We start from the raw sequence: 19,696 nt of genomic DNA, 5'->3' as shown, positions 1-19,696 counted from the left end.
TTAACACTTTTTTATATGTCCATAAAAAAGTCTGCACTTGCAAGCGATTCCATCGCGTCTTGCGCCCTAATAATAGAAAACAAATTGACCACATATTATATTTTAGGTTATAATTCAGAAAGTTTAAAAAATAATCCGATGAGAAATAGGGAGGTTATGAGGGTAATGGAGAGAGTCTATAATTTTTCAGCAGGACCATCAATACTCCCTTTGCCAGTTTTAGAGAAAGTGCAAAAGGAGCTATTAAATTATAACGGGACAGGCATGTCTATTATGGAAATGAGTCATCGATCTTCTTATTTTCAAAGTATTATAGAGGAAGCGAGTAACTTACTTCGTGAATTAATGAGCATCCCTGATGAGTATGAAGTTTTATTTTTACAAGGCGGTGCGTCATTACAATTCTCTATGATACCGTTGAACTTAATGAATACGTATAAAAAAGCTGGATACGTACTAACTGGCTCATGGTCTAAAAAGGCATTGCAAGAAGCCGAAAAAGTTGGGGAAGTACAAGTGATTGCTTCTTCCGAGCAAGAGAAGTTTACTACGATTCCTAAACTGGACGGTTTATTAAGTGATGAAAAACTAGATTATGTACATATTACAACGAATAATACAATTGAGGGGACAAAATATGTGGACATTCCACATGTAGAAAAAGTGCCGCTCGTTGCGGATATGTCCTCAAATATTTTATCAGAGCGATATGATGTTTCGAAGTTTGGTCTTATATATGCGGGGGCGCAAAAGAATTTAGGACCTGCGGGCTTAACGATTGCTATTATAAAAAGAGATTTAATTGGGGAAGCAGATCGCTCTTGTCCGACAATGTTAAATTATGAAACTTACAGTAAAAATAACTCCTTATATAATACACCGCCGTCCTTTAGTATTTACGTAACGAAACTTGTACTAGAGTGGTTGAAAGAGCAAGGCGGAGTATCTGCGATTGAAGAACAAAATAGAATGAAATCTTCACTTCTTTATAATTTCTTAGATGAATCAAAATTGTTTACTTCACCAGTTGATCCTACGTATCGATCACTTATGAACATTCCGTTTACAACACCGTCAGAAGAGCTGAACAGTGAGTTTTTACAAAAAGCGAAAGAACGAGGACTTGTTACGTTAAAAGGGCATCGATCAGTCGGTGGTATGCGCGCTAGTATTTACAATGCGATGCCAGTACAAGGCGTACAGCAATTAGTAAATTATATGAAGGAATTTGAGCTTGAGAATAGATAGGGAGATGGGGATATGTTTCGTGTTCAAACGTTAAATCAAATTGCAGAAAAAGGTTTGCAAGTTTTTACTGAAGAACGTTATGAAGTAGGAGATAGAATCAATCATCCAGATGGAATTTTGCTTCGTAGCTACTCTTTACATCAAGACGAGTTTTCAAAAGACTTAAAGGCGATTGCAAGAGCTGGCGCTGGTGTAAATAATATTCCTGTCGAGCGATGTACAGAAAAAGGAATTGTAGTATTTAACACGCCGGGGGCAAATGCAAACGCTGTAAAGGAACTCATTATTGCCAGTCTTATTATGTCTTCACGTAACATTATTAATGGTGTAAGTTGGACGAAAAACTTAGAGGGTGAAGAAGTACCACAGCTTGTTGAATCAGGAAAAAAACAATTTGTTGGATCAGAAATTGCAGGGAAACGTCTAGGTGTTATCGGACTTGGCGCAATCGGTGCTTTAGTTGCGAACGATGCGTTAGCGTTAGGGATGGATGTTATCGGATATGACCCTTACATTTCAGTTGAAACAGCTTGGCGTCTTTCTACACATGTGCAAAGAGCATTTAGCCTTGATGAAATTTTTGCAACGTGTGATTATATTACACTGCATATTCCTCTTACGAATCAAACGAAGGGGATTATTGGGGAACACGCTGTAGAGAAGATGAAAAGAGGGATGCGTCTATTTAATTTCTCTAGAGGAGAACTTGTAGATGAAAAGGTTCTTCAAAAAGCATTAGAAGAAGATATTATTACACATTACGTAACGGACTTCCCGAATGAAAATGTAATAAAGATGAAAAATGTAACAGCGACGCCTCACCTTGGTGCATCTACGTCTGAATCAGAAGAAAATTGTGCAGTAATGGCAGCACGTCAATTACGTGAATATTTAGAGACAGGAAATATTCGTAATTCAGTAAATTATCCAAACGTAGAATTGCCGTATATCGGAAAGAAACGAATTACAATTATGCATCAAAACGTCCCGAATATGGTAGGGCAAATTACAGGATGCTTAGCGGAACATCATATTAATATTGCCGATATGATTAATCGTAGTAAACATTCTTGGGCATACACAATGATTGATATCGATAACGGAATTGATGATATAATAAAAGAGAATATTGTAGAAAATATAAGCAAAATTACAGGTGTTGTAGCCGTTCGAATGATTGTGTAAAGGAGAGAGGAATGTGGCAAAAATACGACCGTTTCGGGCCATTCGTCCAGTAGAGGAAAAAGCGGCACAAGTGGCAGCTTTACCGTATGACGTATTAAATAGTGAAGAGGCAAGGGAAGTTGTAAAAGGGAATCCATATTCTTTCTTGCATGTTGATAAAGCAGAAATTGATTTAGATCCTGAACTGTCACCGTACGATGATCGCGTGTATGAAAAAGCGGGAGACAATTTAAAGCAATTTATACGAGAAGAAGTGTTCATACAAGATGAAGAGCCAGCGCTATATATTTATGAACTGACGATGCAAGGAAGAACGCAGTCAGGCCTTGTCGTTTGTACATCTATTGATGAGTATGAAGATGATACAATTAAAAAACATGAAAGAACACGTCATGAAAAAGAGCTAGATCGTATTCGCCACGTAGATGTGTGTGACGCAAATACAGGTCCGATTTTTTTAACGTACCGTACAAAAGATGAAGTAAAGCATTTAATTAGAAGCTGGAAAGAAGAGCATGCGCCAATTTATACATTTACAGCAGAAGACGGTGTTAAGCATGTTGCGTGGAAGATTGCAGATGAAGATGTAATTACGACTTTAGTAAACGCATTTGAAGATATTCCTAATCTTTATATTGCAGATGGGCATCACCGTTCTGCATCAGCTGCAAAAGTAGGACTTATGCGAAGAGAACAATATCCAAATTACACAGGAGAAGAGGAATTTAATTTCTTCTTATCGGTTCTATTCCCTCATGATGAATTATCGATTTGGGACTATAACCGAGTTGTGAAAGATTTAAATGGCTTATCAGAGGAACAGTTTTTAAATCAAATTACGCAGTACTTTTATGTAGAAGAAGCAACTGTTTCTCCGTATAAACCAAATGAGCCCAAATCATTTGGTATGTATGTAAATAAGAAGTGGTATAAGCTTACTGTGAAAGAAGAAACGTTTGATGCGAATGATCTTGTTAGAGGTTTAGATGTATCTATTCTGCAAGATCATTTATTAAGCCAAGTGCTTGAAATACATGATCCGCGTTCTGATTCACGTATCGATTTTGTCGGAGGAATCCGCGGATTAGAAGAACTAGAACGCTTTGTGAACAGCGGCGAATACAAAGCAGCATTCGCATTATATCCGACATCTATGGAAGATTTATTAGCAATCGCAGATGCCGGAGAAGTCATGCCACCGAAATCAACGTGGTTTGAACCGAAACTGCGTAGTGGGTTGTTTGTTCATTCTTTAAAATAAATAGACTTCTTTAGTTAGAAAAACCGAAATGATTTTTAGTTTCGGTTTTTCTTATTTTGGCTCAGTAAACGTTTAATGTTGATTTTAATGTTAAGATTGAAATATGTAACAACAGGTCGCTACAAAAAAATGGAGGAAATACGATGAAAATGCAGCTGCAAAAAAGTTTTTATGTTGAATTGAAAAATGCAATTCGTTGTCATTATAACGAACTTTTAACAAGATGCGGTGTTGACACAATATACGGGTACTCCATATTAACAGACGATTGTGTCAATAGCATTGGACCAGTGGCAAATAAAGAAAGACTAATCAAAGTTAATAAATCGGACCCTTTATACAATTATTATAGATACGGAGCTGTTGAGTGGAGCGAATGGAACGATTTTGGAATGTTTGATGAAGTGAACAAAATTATTAAGAAATATCATAATATCGTCGAAGATGACTTTAACATACGAGTACATACACTGTTGAAAGAAACGTTAAATGTGTTAATGGAACTTGAATCAGAAGGGTTGTTTGGAGATAGAGATGATAATCGATTTATTGTCATTTGTGTAACTGATTCATCGAACGAAATCATGATTGAATCAGCTCGATTGCTTAATACATTAAAGACATACGAAGAATATGCTTCAGAATTTGCATAAGAATGAACATAAGTAAAACTGCGCTCTATAAGAGGCGATTTTCATTTAATAGAAAGTCACCAATTAATAGTAACCATTCGTTGTGACGTAAGCATTGAACAATTAGAACCTGATGAAAAAACGTCCAAAGATAATTACGATGTTTATATGTATGAATCAACTTGGAAAAGAAGTAATGCAGGGGAGATAAGGCTAGGTAGCATAAAATATATCACTATAGGTGGAGTGGTTAATGCAAACATGTGGGTTCATTGGTTTTAAATGATGAATTTGCAGTGGTAGCGGTAGTGGAGGGGAAAGAATATGTTGAGTATAAAGATAAAAAGGTATTTTTGCTTTGTTGTTTTTCAAAAGTAACGGATAAAATTTTCATATTTACGAACTTAGTGCATAATGATTGTTGGATAAATTGGAATACCACGTTCCTTTAGAATTTCAGACATATTATCTTTTTCAAACTACTTTTCTTTAACATATCTTATCTATTATGCTCCTTAGTTGGTTTTTCGGAGTTTATTATAGTTTAAAAAAGCTGCACGAGAACCTATATTTATACTGTTAAAATACACAACAATAAGGATAAAACCTACTTTGTAATTGCAAATGAAGCTTATGTATATGTGAAGTAAGGTGAAAGAGGGTCTGCACATAATCAATCACCCTTTTTTATAACATTTCTTTGCAGAGATACGTTATAAAAAAGGGTTGTTATTTGAAAGTTGAAAAATAAATTCTATTAATCATTCATATTTTATTAAATTACTTTGACCTAGTTATAAGTCAGCTGAAACTGTACTTCTTCCAACTTGGATAGTGTTAATAACAGTATATAAGTTGTGGTATTAGTTTATAGGAGTAGAACCTAATTTTCATTTGATGTATTTATTGAATGATTGGTTATAGTACTATACTTCTTATTCATAACTATATAAATCCAACCAATAACTGATAAGATAACTGGATAGAAAATAGCCCAACCACTAAATGAGTATACAATAATACATATAATTAGAGATAGGAAGGCCATCCACCAACCTATATCACGCACTTTTAATAATTTAAGAGCAGCTAGCATTGTAAAAATATATGAAGTAATAAATATTACACTAGGACCTTTAAGAAGCATTTCTAAATTTGGTCGTGCCATACCGTAAAAAATTAAAATACAACTAAAAATGCCTCCTAGAACTAGTAATACCCTAGTTGGAGTTTGAAATTGAGAGTGTAACTTAGCAAAGAAGGAAGGGAAATGTCCTTCTCTAGCTTGAGCGTAAATCATTCTTGAAAAACCTGCAATGTTAGCATGTACAGCACTAAACGAAATGAAAATTGCTAAAATAGTTGTTATATATGTACCTATCGGTCCTAATCCTTTTGATATTAGAATACTAAGGGAAGCTATCTGATCCTTATCACCATATGAGTGGGTCCCTATTGTTACAAAAGATATTGCAATGTACATAATGGAGATACAAATTGCTCCTAAAAATAAACTAATCGAAATATCCTTAGCGGGTCTTTTAAATTCTTCAGCTAATGGGGTTATCATTTCCCACCCTACAAATGAGAAAAAGATAATTACAGAAGAAGCGCCAACAGAAGACCACCCGTTTGGTACAAATGGTGTAAAAGAACTTAATTTTACATATGGTATAGAAACGATAACAGCGACAACTATTAAAAGTGAAATAATACAAATTACAAACACACTAACTTTTGATGATAGCTCGATCCCTTTTATATGTAAGAGTAAAGAGGTAATTAAAATTAATGCTGCAATTCCTATAACACTAAGATTGCTTATTGGAAAAACATATCCAATATAATGGGCACCTGTTAAAGCAATAATAGGTACTCCAATAGGAATAGAACCTAACATAATCCAGCCTAGGATGGCACTTGTATTTGCATTAAATGCCATTTGAACATAAGCTGTAATTCCTCCAGCACTGGGAATCATTTTAGCAAGACGCGCTAGAGTCGCTACAATAGGAAAAGCTAATATAGACATGATAACCCAAGATAAAATTGAAGCTGGTCCAGCGCTATTTGCAGTAATTGAAGGTAAAATAAGGATTCCACAACCTAACACAGCTCCGATGGTTAATGCGGTCCCCTGTACCCAAGTAATTGAACGTTTCAATGATTGTTGTGTCAAGATTCTCAGCCTCTCTTTCGTTAATTGATATTAATTATATAAAGTTTAAAAAAAAGATAACATGCTATAATTTATGTATTAATTATAATTTTCTTAAAGAATTTAAGAATTATTAAATGTTTTCTTAATTAATCAAGGGGAGGCCAAGCAATGGATGATACAGATTTAAAGATTCTTTCTCATCTTCAGGAAAATGCACGTTTAAGTATGGTTGAAATAGGAAAACTGGTAGGTTTGAGTTCTCCTTCTGTTACAGAGCGAGTTAGAAGGCTAGAAGAACAAGAGGTAATTATAAGTTATCGCACGATTGTTAATCCGAAAGAATTAAAAAAACATATTACTGCGTTTGTTTTGATGGAACCAAGGGATTGCAATAAATATAAAAAGTTTGCAATGGAACATTCAGATGTGGTTGAATGTCACCGGATTGCCGGTATGTATAGTTATCTAACAAAGGTAGTCACGGAATCTGTACATACACTCGAAGACTATATTAATTTGTGCTTAGAGTATGGAAAGCCTACAACCTTAATAGTGCTTTCTTCTCCAGTAGAACATAAATCATTTTTTACAGAGAGTGAAAAACTTTAATTACATATGAGTGATTATTCAAAATAAAAAGCGTTAAATTAATACCTAATAGGAAATAGAGTCCTATTAGGTATTAATTTTCAGAAAATTATTTAGAAAATTTAGATAAAAAATAATATTTGACATATTCTTACTACTGGTGGAATAATGAACATTGTATTTTAGAAAAATTAAATTCTTAGTTAATTGGAGGTAGGATTATTATGAAATATGCAGTGCTCACAAATGATTTACAGTACGATTTGGTTAATAAAAATGAGGATAGAATTGCAGCTGTGGAGGCGTTTACGCCTAAAATGGTGTCTTTCTTAGATACTATGAGAGAAAATGATGTTTCTATTATTCACCTGCAGTTAATTAACTTAGAAGATGATCCGAAAGCTGAACGATATGGTGATTTTTTACCAGTCACAAAGGGATCTAAAGGTGCAGAAATCTTACCTGAGTTTCTTCATGAAAAAGATATTATTATGGAGAAAAATAAGGATAGTGGCTTTTTTGAGACAAATCTTGATGAAACCTTAAAAAAATTAGGAGTAGATACAATTATTATTACGGGTATGCAAACTCAAATTTGTGTCCAAACAACTGCAGCGGATGGATTTTTCCGTGGTTATAATGTAATCGTACCAGAAGATGCAGTTGTTTCAGCGAAGGCTGAAGATAAGGAACGAGCTTTAAAATGGTTAGGTTCATATTGTGCAAAGATTATGAGTATCGAGGAAATCTGCAATTCAATTTCTAAAAATGAAGATATTTCTTTTGATGGAGTTGCAATTCCGTAAGTAAATACGTTGTAATATCACTTGTTCTATGTAGCAAGTGATATTATTTTTCAAAAATAAAAATGAAAAGGAGTTTTAATAAATGAAATTAACTAAAGATTTAGAAAATATAATTTTAGACCATGGAACAGGAGGACTATTGAGTCAGGATTTAATTAGTTCAATTATTACTGCAAAACTAGAAGATGTTCACCTTGGAAAAATGGAGGATAGTGCCATTCTTGAGGTAAGTAGTAGAAGATTGGCGATGACAACAGACTCTTTTGTTATTGATCCTATCTTTTTTGGTGAAGGGAATATAGGTAAAGTAGCAGTTTGTGGAACGGTTAATGATTTAGCGGTTAGTGGTGCAAAACCACTTTATCTATCATTGGCATTAGTACTAGAAGAGGGTTTTCCAATTAAAGATTTGGAAGAAATATTAGATTCTATAAGAGAGACCGCGAAAGAAGCTGGAGTGTATATTGTTGCTGGTGATACAAAAGTTGTTAAAAAAGGTGAAGTAGACAAAATCTTTATTAATACAACTGGAATAGGAGTTTTTGAAGGAGATGTATCACCGTTTTCGGTAAACTCTATTCAAGAAGGTGACGATATCATTATAACAGGACAACTAGGAAACCATAGTATACATATCCTTTCTATCAGAGAAGGATTAGGGTTTGAACAGAGAATAAATAGTGATTGTGCACCATTAAATCATATGATATCAGAGTTGAAAAATCTTTTTGGTGATTCTATACATTGTATGCGAGATATTACAAGAGGCGGGCTAGGTACAGTTTTAAATGAAGTCTCAGAAACAATTAATACTGGAATAAAAATACAAGAAAGAGATATTCCTATGTTAGCAGAAACTATTATGGCTGCCGACATGTTAGGTGTTAATCCAATGTATCTAGCTAATGAGGGCAATGTTTGTATGTTTGTCTCTCCAGAGGTAAGTGAGGAAGTCGTGAGGGTATTAAAAAATACTAAATATGGTAAAGAAGCTGCGGTAATTGGTAAAGTTAATCAAACAAAAGAAAGACAAGTGCTCATGGAAGCAAAATCAGGTGAATTGAAACTCATTGAGTTATTATATGGGGCAGAATTACCTCGATTATGTTAGGAGACAATTTATGAAAAAAGTAATAAATATGTTTATAAAAAAGTATCAAGTTAAAGGCATTGTGCAAGGTGTTGGTTTTAGACCTTTCGTATATAGGATAGCAAAAAAGTATCATCTAAACGGATGGGTGTTAAATGATTCAAATGGAGTGCTTATAGAAGTAGAAGGGGAACAAAATAATATTACGCATTTTATTCATGATATTGAATTTAATTCCCCAGAATTGGCTTATGTGCAAGAGGTTAAATTAATAGAGGAACAAGAATCCAACAATCGTTATAGCTCTTTTGATATTTTGAGTAGCCAAAAACATAGTAGTAGGCAAACTTTAATATCTCCTGATACTTATGTATGTAATGAATGTTTAGACGAATTATTTGATCCAACGAATAGAAGGTTTCGTTATCCATTTATTAATTGTACAAATTGTGGACCTAGATATTCAATAATAAAAGATATTCCTTATGATAGACCATATACTACAATGGCCAAATTTCCTATGTGCAAAGAGTGTGATAAAGAATACAAAGACATATTGGATCGGAGATTCCATGCCCAACCAAATGCTTGCTGGAAATGTGGACCACAAGTTCAATTGAAAACAACAGATGGTACAAATGTCTCCACTGATAATCCAATAGAAAAAACAATTGATTTGTTGAAAAAGGGGAAAATCCTAGCTATTAAAGGGTTAGGTGGATATCACTTAGTTGTAGATCCAATGAATCATAAAGCTGTAAAAGAATTAAGAAAAAGAAAAAAACGGGATGAAAAACCTTTTGCTTTAATGTCATCTCAATTAGATGATGTGAAAAATTTTGCTGAAATAACAAAAAATGAAGAAACTTTATTAGTTTCTAAAGAACGACCAATTGTGTTATTGAACAAAAAGGATAATGAGTTTATTTCTTTAGATGTTGCACCAAATAATAATAATTATGGGGTAATGTTAGCCTATACACCACTTCATCATCTTATTTTAAGAGGGAATTTTATTGCATTAATAGCTACGAGCGCCAATGTTTCTGATGAACCTATTGTATATAAAGATGGAGATGCAATTGAGCAGCTAAAGGGAATTGCAGATTATTATTTAGTACACAATAGGGAGATATTCACTAGAGTAGATGACTCTATTGTTAGGGGTATTGATTTAGATGATGAAGTAATAAAACTACAAATAATTCGTCGCGCTAGAGGTTATGTACCAAACCCAATTGATTTTAAAGAAGGATCAACTAATGTACTTGCTTTAGGAGCAGAATTAAAGAATACGATTTGCCTAACTAAAGACGAAAAAGCTTTTATTAGTCATCATATTGGTGATTTAAAAAACTATAAAATTTATGAATCGTTTAAAAATACTATAGCTCACTTACAAAAAATCTTTGAAATTAGTCCTTCTGTAATTGCAAGTGATCTTCATCCTGATTTTTATAGTACAAAATATGCATTTGATCAAAAAGTTTTACCAGTTGTACAGGTTCAGCATCATCATGCCCACATGGCTTCTTGTATGGTTGATAATCAATTAGATGGTCCTGTTTTAGGAGTTATTTTAGATGGTACGGGTTATGGTGATGATGGGAATATTTGGGGTGGAGAGTTTTTAATCGGTGATTTTCTTAATTATCAAAGAGCGGCATATATCGATTACTTTCAGCTGCCAGGCGGTGATAAAGCTGTTAAAGAACCGTATAGAATTGCTTTAGGAATATTGACGCAAATATATGGTGAACAAGTCAAAGAATTACCAATAAAGATAATTTCAGAGCGAAATAGTTTTGAACTAGATGTACTTATAAAAATGATTCAAAAAGGAATTAATTCTCCTCTTACTTCAAGTATGGGAAGGCTTTTTGATGCTGTTTCAGCACTATTGGGTGTCCGTGAAACAGTCCAATATGAAGGACAGGCTGCTATTGAGTTGGAGCAAGCGATTGATATCAATAATTCTTCCAATCCTTTATTATCATATGAAATAGTTGCTTCGAATGGAATTAGAAAAATCGATATAAAACCTATGTTTAAAGAGTTGGTATCTTTGATACTTAAAGATAAGTATACCAAGGGTGAATTGAGCTATCGTTTTCATTATACAATGGTTCAAATGATTACAGAAACCTGTAAACAAATTCGTCAAGAAACAGGGATTAATAAACTAGTTCTTAGTGGGGGAGTATTTTTAAATAAGTTTTTACTTGTAGAAACCTATAAGTCACTTAAGGCTTGTAAATTCGAGGTTTACATGCACAAACAAGTACCTACCAATGATGGGGGAATCTCTCTTGGTCAAGCAGCAATAGCAGCTCATCGCTATAAAGATATGCATTCGGTATAAATTTACAATAGCAATTATATAACTTTTCATTATTCTTTGTGAGTATAGTAAAAACGAAAAATTAGGAGGTGCTCTTTTATGGTAGTTAGTTCAAAAATGGATATATTTAATGAACTAGAATCCCAAGTTCGAAGTTATAGCAGAAGCTTTCCAACGATCTTCACTAAGTCTAAAGGATATAAATTATGGGATGTAGATGGAAAAGAGTATATTGACTTTTTCTCAGGTGCTGGTGCTCTTAATTATGGACATAATGATGATAAAATGAAACAGGTATTAATAGATTATCTTTTAGAAGATGGTATTATTCATAGTCTTGATATGGGAACAAGTGCTAAAGTGAATTTTTTAAAGCACTTTAACAAAATTATTTTGGAACCACGTGATTTAAACTATAAAATTATGTTTCCTGGTCCAACAGGTACAAATTCTGTTGAAAGTGCACTGAAAATTGCTCGAAAAGTGACTGGACGAACAAATATCATAAGTTTTTCAAATGCTTTTCATGGAATGAGTTTAGGATCACTTTCGATAACGAGTAATCATTTTAAGAGAAAGGGTGCTGGAGTACCACTAAATAATAGTATTATCATGCCGTATGAAAATTATTTAGATTCCCTTAATTCTTTATCCTATTTAGAAAAAGTATTAGGCGATAGTGGAAGTGGAGTGGATTTACCTGCTGCAATTATTCTAGAAACAGTTCAAGGTGAGGGTGGTTTAAATACGGCTAGTTCCCAATGGTTAAAGGGAATTGACAGACTGTGTAAAAAATATAATATATTATTGATTGTCGATGATATTCAAGCAGGGTGCGGACGTACGGGGACATTTTTTAGCTTTGAACCTGCGAGCATTAAACCAGACATAATTTGTTTGTCAAAATCTATAAGTGGCATTGGCCTTCCGATGGCTATTACACTAATTAAACCGGAATATGATAAGTGGGAACCAGGAGAACATAATGGAACGTTTCGAGGGAATAATCTAGCATTTTTAGCAGCTACAGAAGCATTGAGTTATTGGAAAGATATAGAGTTTATTAATGCTTTAAAATGGAAAAGTGAAAAAATCACTAGCTTTCTTAATGAGATTTGTTTGAAATACCCCCAACTTCAAGGAGAAGTACGAGGGAGAGGCTTTATGCAGGGCATAGCGTGTAATACTTTTGGAATAGCTAAAAAGATTTGCTCAGTTGCATTTGAAAATGGTCTAATTATTGAAACATCTGGACCTAATGATGAAGTTATTAAGTTGTTACCTTCTTTAACAATAGACTTAGAAGGATTAAGTAAAGGATTGGAAATGTTAGAGGATAGTATTTCTACTATTTTAAAAGAGGTAACTCACTAAGTTTGAACGACTCGCACTTAATAACCTTGCGAACCGTTTGCAGTAGTTGCGGTAGAAGAAGGAAAAGAAGCGGCCCACAAAGTGGATCTAACATTCTCATCTATTATGAGAGATTTAGATAAAATAATAAGTCAAATTCAAGAAGTTTCTGCATTAACAGAAGAGATATCTGCCGGCACAGAAGAAGTAAGTGCATCTCTTTCGCTAGTATATCATTCTAAATAATATATGATATTTTAAAATTCAAAACACCTTTCATTCACCATTAAAGAAAGGTGTTTTGAATTTGTTTTTTTAATTGCTTTTATAAATTGCACGTTGATGATGATATTATTTATATATAATCCCCTTATTTTACCTCAAATCGATAGGTGGGGAGAGAATTAATAAATGAGGGAATAATATATAAGGTAGTTGAATTGTAATGATCTATTCAACTATTAAAACAGCAAGTGAAATTTCTATTTATGAAGATAACACTTCTAAATATCCAATTTCATTAGGGTTTTGGGATAAATAATATATAACCTATATAGAAGAGTTAACATCCTGTTTTATAGTAGTAGATAGTTATAAATTAGTACTTTAGGATTCATCAAGAAAAGTTCTTTTTTTCTGAATAATGTATATAAATTCGTGATATTTTATTATTAAACAAAATGTTTTTATATTTTATTAACTTATTACTTTCCATCTTCAATAATCATTTATTACAACAGCTTTAACGTCCAAAATAAGATGTTCCAACATAGGACAATATAAGTATCTTTATAATGATTTTTCAATATAATCAATGTGTTAATGAAAGTAATTCTGTGTTATTTTTACTTTTCTATTAACTAATACAGCTTCAAACAAAGGACATAATTGCTACATACTAAGTGAAATTTATTACCCATTCAAAATTCTGCCTATTCAATCTTTCTAAAAATAAAAAAAGATTGAACTCATAAATATACAAGTTATAATGAGGGCGTCGAGAGATAATATATGACCTCTAGCGAAAATATCAAACCTCGTTTTGGTTCGAAAATTCTAAAGAACTTGCCAGTGAGTTTCTAAAATTTTACATACTGATATGATTACTATATGGAGGGTTGTGGAACAAAAGGAAAGTCTATTCAACTCAAGAAAGAAAGCGCTATCAAAAGGGGTCTTATTTTGAATTGATTATGCTAATAACTTAGATTCAACAGCAATTAAAAATAATAAACCATGGGGGTGCTTATATGAACATAAATGTAGCATCTATTAAAGAAAAAAAGGTTGTTAAATACAAAAGTTGTTTTGATGTGATTGGGCCCATAATGATAGGTCCTTCAAGTTCACATACTGCAGGTGCTTTGTCTATTGGAACAGTTGCTAATAAATTATTTCAAGGTCTTCCAAAAAAAGTTGTGGTAACGTATTATGAATCATTTGCTGAAACCCATAAAGGTCACGGAACTGATTTTGCAATAATTGCTGGTATATTAGGCTTTGCTGCCGATGACAGCAAAGTGCCAGATGCTATTAAAATAGCAGAATCTAAAGGGATTGACATTACTTTTATTGAAAAATCAGGTGATAGTCCTGCGGGTCATCCAAATACGGCAGATGTATATGTAGAGGATGACAGTCGAAGTATTAGAACGATGGGTATTTCAGTCGGTGGTGGATTGATCGAAGTCAAACATGTTGAAATTGACGGATTTAGCTTAGAACTGCAGGGACCATTGCCAGTTGTTATTGCAATTTCAGAAAGAGCTGACTTTGAATTTGTCTTACGCAGGATCTTTAAACAATATGATGTTGAAATTAACAACTTTCATAGTTTGAAAGATAAAACAAAATATTTATATGCATTCGCTTTGGATTCGCTATTGCCTGGTAATGCTCAGAAGGAATTAGGGAATTTAAGCAATATAGCTAATCTTATTATTCTTTAGTTACATTAAGGAGAGAAAAAATATGTATATGGCCATAAAAGAAATTGTGGATGCAGCTAATAAAAGTCAAAAGACAATTTATGAATTAGCAATTGAACAGGAAATCGAACAAACTAAAACTTCTTATGAAGAAGTTTGGAGTAAAATGGAACAAAATTTAGCGACTATGCAAAATGCTATAAATAAAAGTATCGAGGGCGACGGTGTATTTTCTCCAACCGGTTTAACCGGAGGTGATGCAGTTAAAATTAAAAACTATCGAGAAAATAGGAAAACTCTTTCTGGAGATTTGATGGTGTTAGGGATTCAAAGTGCTATCGGCGTTAATGAAGTAAATGCTGCATTAGGAGCTATTTGTGCAACTCCAACAGCGGGTGCGAGTGGGACGATTCCGGGAGTCCTATTTAGTATTAAGGATACGTTGCAGTTAAGTCATGAAGATATGATACATTTTCTATTCACATCAGCGTTATTTGGAACGATAGTAGCAAACAACGCTTGTATTTCAGGAGCGTATGGAGGATGTCAAGCTGAAGTAGGCAGTGCCTCAGCAATGGCGGCTGCAGCTGCGGTAGAAGCTGCAGGTGGAACGCCACAGCAATCTTCTGAAGCTTTTTCGATTGCATTACAAAATTTACTCGGTTTAGTTTGTGATCCGGTCGCTGGTTTGGTAGAAATTCCTTGTGTAAAGAGAAACGCCATTGGAGCGACAAATGCTTTAGCAGCAGCGGACATCGCATTAGCTGGCGTAAACAATATCATCAATGCTGACGAAGTTATTGAAGCGATGTATAGAGTTGGAAGACAGATTCCTCGCGAATTAAGAGAGACAGGTTTAGGTGGAATTGCGGCTACACCTACAGGGATTGCCATTAAAAATAAAATATTTGGGGAGAAACAATCAAATCAATGAACAGTTAACGTCTATATTGTGAAAAAGTTAACAATCTATTCTCTATTGTTCGCTTAAGGATTTCTGGATATTGGGGGAATTATCAATAAAATATCCTACTATATAATTGAAATATTTTGTAAGTGGTAACAAACTCGTCAGGTTGATGCTTCGTTAATTTTTTGAGTCTGATCAACTTAGAAGAAGGATATACGATGTGGCGCACTTTATAAACAAAAAGAACGGTCTATATTCCTATACCTTAAATAAAGACGTAAGAATAGGAAACAAGGAGGAATTAATATATGAATGGGAATACTGCAAAAAACATAGAATTTCAAGCTGATAATACGGCAGTAAAAAATGAAAAATACCTAGACCCTAAAAAATGGCATAAACAGGATACTACCTGGGCATTGAGCCTTTTTGGAACAGCAATTGGAGCAGGGGTACTCTTTTTACCGATTAATGCAGGTTCAGGTGGTTTATTATCATTGCTGTTAATTACCATACTTGCATATCCAGTTATGTACTACTCACATAGGGCGCTTGCTAAAATGATTTACGCTTCGAATTCTGCCGATGAGGGGATTACAGGTACAATAAGAGAATATTTCGGAAATAAAGCAAGTATCATTTTTAACATCGTATATTTCGTCTCCATTTATACGATCGTGCTGATGTACTCGGTCGCACTTACAAATACTGCAAGTAGTTTTATTGTACACCAATTGCACATGCCGGAGCTTCCAAGGGCTATTTTATCACTTGTATTAGTACTCGGTCTTATCACTATACTAAATTTTGGTCAGGATATTACTGTAAAGATAATGAGCATGCTAGTATATCCTTTCATTGCTTCTCTACTTTTTATTGCAATATCTTTAATTCCACAATGGAATACTTCAATGCTAAGTTTTTCAAGTGTTTCTACTGTTTCAACTGGAACAGGGTATTTTGGAACGATTTGGATGATACTACCAATTATCGTATTCTCGTTTAATCATTCTCCTATGATTTCGTCATTTGTTATGAAACAGAGAGCTACGTATGGAATAGACGCTACTGATGCCAAGTGTGCTCAAATACAAAAAGTTTGTTATATTATGACATTCGCTGTTGTTATGTTTTTTGTTTGGAGCAGTACTTTAAGTTTGACTCCAGATGATCTTAAGGTAGCAAAAGAACAGAACTTGTCAATCCTATCATATCTTGCTAATGAGCTTAATTCGCCAGTAATCACGATTGCAGCTCCTATCATTGCGTTTGTGGCTATTACAAAGTCTTTCCTTGGCCATTATATAGGAGCGTATGAGGTAATGCGTGACATGATTATCAAGTCTGGTAAAAAACGTGGGAAAGATATAGGAGAAAAAACAGTTAAGACAATGATTCTTACTTTTGTTGTACTAACATGCTGGTATGTCGCTTATACAAATCCAAGTATTCTTGGAATCATTGATGCTCTTAGCGGTCCGTTAGTCGCTGCTATCTTATGTCTATTACCGATGTATGCGATTCGTAAAGTACCAGTACTAGCAAAATACAGAGGGAAAATGAGTAATGTATTTGTAATTGTTATAGGGATACTTACTGTTCTAGCAAGTATTAAGTCATTATTCTAATTTACTGTAGTTAGTTCTGATGCAAAAATAATAGGATATGAAATGAGAATGAAAGATTCCTAGCGGAACTAAATTATATAGTGTTAAACCAAAGAGATTCTGGTTTTGGACAAACTATTCATCTGGGATAGTTTGTCCTTTTTTGATTATATGCATAACTTCTATTACAGCAATCTTTTTTTAGCTGGTTGTTATGATTTTAATCCAAGCCTATTAGGGTGCTGATCCATGTGCATCAAGCTAATATTTTGAAGTATCCCACATTTGTTTTCTTAGGTTGATGGGAATGGGCCGGTACCCCATGTATGGCGGACAACTAAAATGGCTTTATTTCATCACATGTCCGAAGTCATTGTATCTCCCACTTACTCATTTCGCGTTCCTTGAGGAAGGAGAATTTTTTCGGGGAATAGGTTAAATTAAACTCGGTTTTTAGCACATCATAAATGGTCGGAAAATAAAGGTTGCATAATATATAGTTGCAAATTTCTCATTAATTCTGATGTTAAAGACTAAATGAAAATAGTACATTTACAAATAATTAAAAACTGTATATTTAAATTAAACAATATTAAACGAGGTGTAATATTCCGATTATTCATATTGATTATACAAAAAAAAGAAAGAGAATAATAGGCTTGTTATTAATTTCTATTGACCTTAGTATTTAAAGGGTCATAAGAACTTTAACTTTACTACAAAATGTATGCCCTTTCATTTTAGGAGAAAAAATATTTTGGGACATACAAGATAAAGGAGTGATGTTTATAAAAAAAGTTTGTTCCATCAGTATAATTTGTCTCTTTTTTTTATGTTCTTGTTTTAGCTCAAACAGCAAACCCGCATCTAAAAAAGAGAAGAGTGACGAAGCAAAGATTACTAAACAAAAGAATTGGGGATTTAAAGCAATATATTCTGATGAGACTAAGATTAATGACTATAAGTCATTACCTAAAGTCAAAGTAGCAATATTGGATAGTGGGATTAATAAAAATCATCAAGATTTAAAAGGAAAAATTGTAAAAGATTATAATGCTATTAATCCAGGAAACGAAAATGTTGATAATTATGGACATGGGACTGCAGTTGCTGGAATCATAGCCGCCCATGATGATGATTTAGGTCTCACTGGAATATCCCCTAATGCAGAGATTTATGACGTTAAAGTTCTCGATGACAAAGGTTTAGCAGATATTGATACATTAATTAAAGGTATACAATGGTGCATTCAAGAAAATGTGAAAATAATGAATATTAGTTTCGGTGTACAATCAGATAATCCGAAATTAAAAGAAGCTATAGATGAAGCATTAGACAAGGAAATCATAATTGTTGCAGCTTCAGGAAATACATTAGGATTATCAGTTGATTATCCAGCTAAATATGAAAATGTAATATCTGTTTCAGCAATAAAAGAAAATTTAAAACGATCTGGTGTATCTGCAAAAGGGAAAATAGATTATGCAGCTCCCGGAATAAATATCTTAACTACTGATAATAAAGGTGACTATTCATATTATAGTGGTACCTCTTTTGCTACTGCGTATGTTACGGGTACTGTAGCAGTCCTATTAGCACAAAAAGATATAATTTTCAATGGTCAGAATATTAAAACTTATTTAAATGATAAAACTAAAGATCTAGGTGAAAAAGGATATGATTCTGAATATGGTTCTGGATTAATAATGATAGATTGAAAGAGGAGATCGATTAATGAAAAACGTAATTGTTAAAATATTAGTGTTTTCTATGTTACTTACTTTACTTCCTAATATACAATATGTAAAAGCAGATACAGGAATACAAGATAAAGTAACTTCCGTTGATGTAAGTAAAGTGGAATCTGAAGTAAATAAAGAATTAGGAATTGAAGTTTCAAATGAATTAAAGATTAATATAGAAAAAGAAACAGACGAAAAGGTCGTAGTTAATACAACTTTAGACACAACAGATTTATCAGTTTCAACAGATATCGACATGAACCTTGAAACAGGGGGAATTACTGTATTCGGTAAGACGGTTGATGAAAATGGTGAAGAAACCCAACAAAACTTTGATGTTTATGTACAAGAAGTTGAAGGAAATGACTTTATAGCTACATTCGTTGATCAAGAAACAGGAAAAGAATATGAAGTTAATACCCTAAAAGCAAGTGCTTCTATTTGGCCTGTAGTAGTAGCGGCTGTGGCTAGATATGGTATACAATATGCAATAAAAAAGTATGGAAAACAAGCAGTAACTTCAGCAATGAAACAGGTTCCCAAGAGTATAAATAAGGTTGATGATAAATTCCTTAAAAGAAAAGGTATTGATGCTCACGAATTAAAAAGAGACTACTTGGGTAGAAGTGTTAGTATTTCAAAATATGATATCTATGTGGATAAGAAAACAGGAAGACTTTGGATTTACCTAAAAGGTGGAAAAGGAACTCCGATACCAACTGATTCATTTATAAAATAAAAAAATCTAAAGTCATTTGTGAAAAAATGACTTTAGATTTTTAGTTATAATGAATTATAAGTATGAAGTAAAGGATAAAATTTATTATCCTTTACTTCAAATATT

General features: G+C 33.4%; 16 protein-coding genes. 15 read left to right on the top strand and 1 reads right to left on the bottom strand.

The window, feature by feature from the left end; genetic code table 11:
* The first annotated feature begins 165 nt into the window (after positions 1 to 165).
* The 4 genes from serC (at position 166) to DN401_RS14290 (ending at position 4,347) form a co-directional block, all read left to right on the top strand.
* Positions 166 to 1,248, top strand: a complete 1,083-nt coding sequence (serC, locus tag DN401_RS14305) for a 3-phosphoserine/phosphohydroxythreonine transaminase (protein WP_000442921.1) — start codon at positions 166 to 168, stop codon at positions 1,246 to 1,248.
* Positions 1,249 to 1,260: 12 nt separating this feature from the next.
* On the top strand, positions 1,261 to 2,433 hold the full coding sequence (locus DN401_RS14300; RefSeq protein ID WP_149287770.1) for a 3-phosphoglycerate dehydrogenase family protein: 1,173 nt from the start codon (positions 1,261 to 1,263) through the stop codon (positions 2,431 to 2,433).
* Positions 2,434 to 2,446: 13 nt separating this feature from the next.
* Positions 2,447 to 3,694 (top strand): DUF1015 domain-containing protein, encoded by a 1,248-nt coding sequence (locus DN401_RS14295; protein ID WP_149287769.1) that lies wholly within the window; start codon positions 2,447 to 2,449, stop codon positions 3,692 to 3,694.
* A 143-nt stretch (positions 3,695 to 3,837) separates the two neighbouring features.
* On the top strand, positions 3,838 to 4,347 hold the full coding sequence (locus DN401_RS14290) for a DUF4303 domain-containing protein (protein ID WP_001989073.1): 510 nt from the start codon (positions 3,838 to 3,840) through the stop codon (positions 4,345 to 4,347).
* Positions 4,348 to 5,209: 862 nt separating this feature from the next.
* Here DN401_RS14290 and DN401_RS14280 read toward each other — a convergent pair.
* Positions 5,210 to 6,505: an APC family permease gene (locus DN401_RS14280; RefSeq protein ID WP_000193978.1), complete on the bottom strand. Its 1,296-nt coding sequence runs from the start codon at positions 6,503 to 6,505 to the stop codon at positions 5,210 to 5,212.
* A gap of 150 nt (positions 6,506 to 6,655) precedes the next feature.
* On the opposite strand from DN401_RS14280, the gene DN401_RS14275 reads away from it, so the two are divergent.
* The 11 genes from DN401_RS14275 (at position 6,656) to DN401_RS14225 (ending at position 19,591) form a co-directional block, all read left to right on the top strand.
* Positions 6,656 to 7,096, top strand: a complete 441-nt coding sequence (locus tag DN401_RS14275) for an Lrp/AsnC family transcriptional regulator (protein WP_000342842.1) — start codon at positions 6,656 to 6,658, stop codon at positions 7,094 to 7,096.
* A gap of 203 nt (positions 7,097 to 7,299) precedes the next feature.
* The gene (locus tag DN401_RS14270) at positions 7,300 to 7,881 is read left to right on the top strand and encodes a cysteine hydrolase family protein (protein ID WP_000872526.1); all 582 of its coding nucleotides are present in this window, start codon (positions 7,300 to 7,302) and stop codon (positions 7,879 to 7,881) included.
* A gap of 82 nt (positions 7,882 to 7,963) precedes the next feature.
* Entirely contained in the window at positions 7,964 to 8,992 is a 1,029-nt protein-coding gene (gene hypE / locus DN401_RS14265; RefSeq protein WP_000778913.1) for a hydrogenase expression/formation protein HypE, read from the top strand.
* 10 nt (positions 8,993 to 9,002) lie between these two features.
* Positions 9,003 to 11,333: a carbamoyltransferase HypF gene (gene hypF / locus DN401_RS14260; protein WP_149287768.1), complete on the top strand. Its 2,331-nt coding sequence runs from the start codon at positions 9,003 to 9,005 to the stop codon at positions 11,331 to 11,333.
* 78 nt (positions 11,334 to 11,411) lie between these two features.
* Positions 11,412 to 12,686: a diaminobutyrate--2-oxoglutarate transaminase gene (gene ectB / locus DN401_RS14255; protein WP_000261661.1), complete on the top strand. Its 1,275-nt coding sequence runs from the start codon at positions 11,412 to 11,414 to the stop codon at positions 12,684 to 12,686.
* Between the two features lie 81 nt (positions 12,687 to 12,767).
* On the top strand, positions 12,768 to 12,911 hold the full coding sequence (locus tag DN401_RS14250; protein ID WP_000366276.1) for a hypothetical protein: 144 nt from the start codon (positions 12,768 to 12,770) through the stop codon (positions 12,909 to 12,911).
* A gap of 1,004 nt (positions 12,912 to 13,915) precedes the next feature.
* Complete coding sequence (sdaAB, locus tag DN401_RS14245) at positions 13,916 to 14,614, top strand: L-serine ammonia-lyase, iron-sulfur-dependent subunit beta (RefSeq protein WP_001024894.1); 699 nt, start codon at positions 13,916 to 13,918, stop codon at positions 14,612 to 14,614.
* Positions 14,615 to 14,636: 22 nt separating this feature from the next.
* The gene (sdaAA, locus tag DN401_RS14240) at positions 14,637 to 15,527 is read left to right on the top strand and encodes an L-serine ammonia-lyase, iron-sulfur-dependent, subunit alpha (protein WP_000281785.1); all 891 of its coding nucleotides are present in this window, start codon (positions 14,637 to 14,639) and stop codon (positions 15,525 to 15,527) included.
* Positions 15,528 to 15,811: 284 nt separating this feature from the next.
* Positions 15,812 to 17,131 carry an aromatic amino acid transport family protein gene (locus tag DN401_RS14235; protein WP_136363518.1) on the top strand — a complete coding sequence of 440 codons (1,320 nt, stop codon included), beginning with the start codon at positions 15,812 to 15,814 and terminating at the stop codon, positions 17,129 to 17,131.
* A gap of 761 nt (positions 17,132 to 17,892) precedes the next feature.
* Positions 17,893 to 18,828, top strand: a complete 936-nt coding sequence (locus DN401_RS14230) for a S8 family peptidase (protein WP_000470028.1) — start codon at positions 17,893 to 17,895, stop codon at positions 18,826 to 18,828.
* A 16-nt stretch (positions 18,829 to 18,844) separates the two neighbouring features.
* Positions 18,845 to 19,591 (top strand): SAR2788 family putative toxin, encoded by a 747-nt coding sequence (locus DN401_RS14225; protein WP_000800054.1) that lies wholly within the window; start codon positions 18,845 to 18,847, stop codon positions 19,589 to 19,591.
* Positions 19,592 to 19,696: the final 105 nt, after the last annotated feature.

It is taken from the genome of Bacillus sp. BF2-3 (genome assembly GCF_008368795.1).
GTDB classification, from domain to species: domain Bacteria; phylum Bacillota; class Bacilli; order Bacillales; family Bacillaceae_G; genus Bacillus_A; species Bacillus_A cereus.
This window is presented reverse-complemented; position numbering and strand designations above follow the sequence as displayed.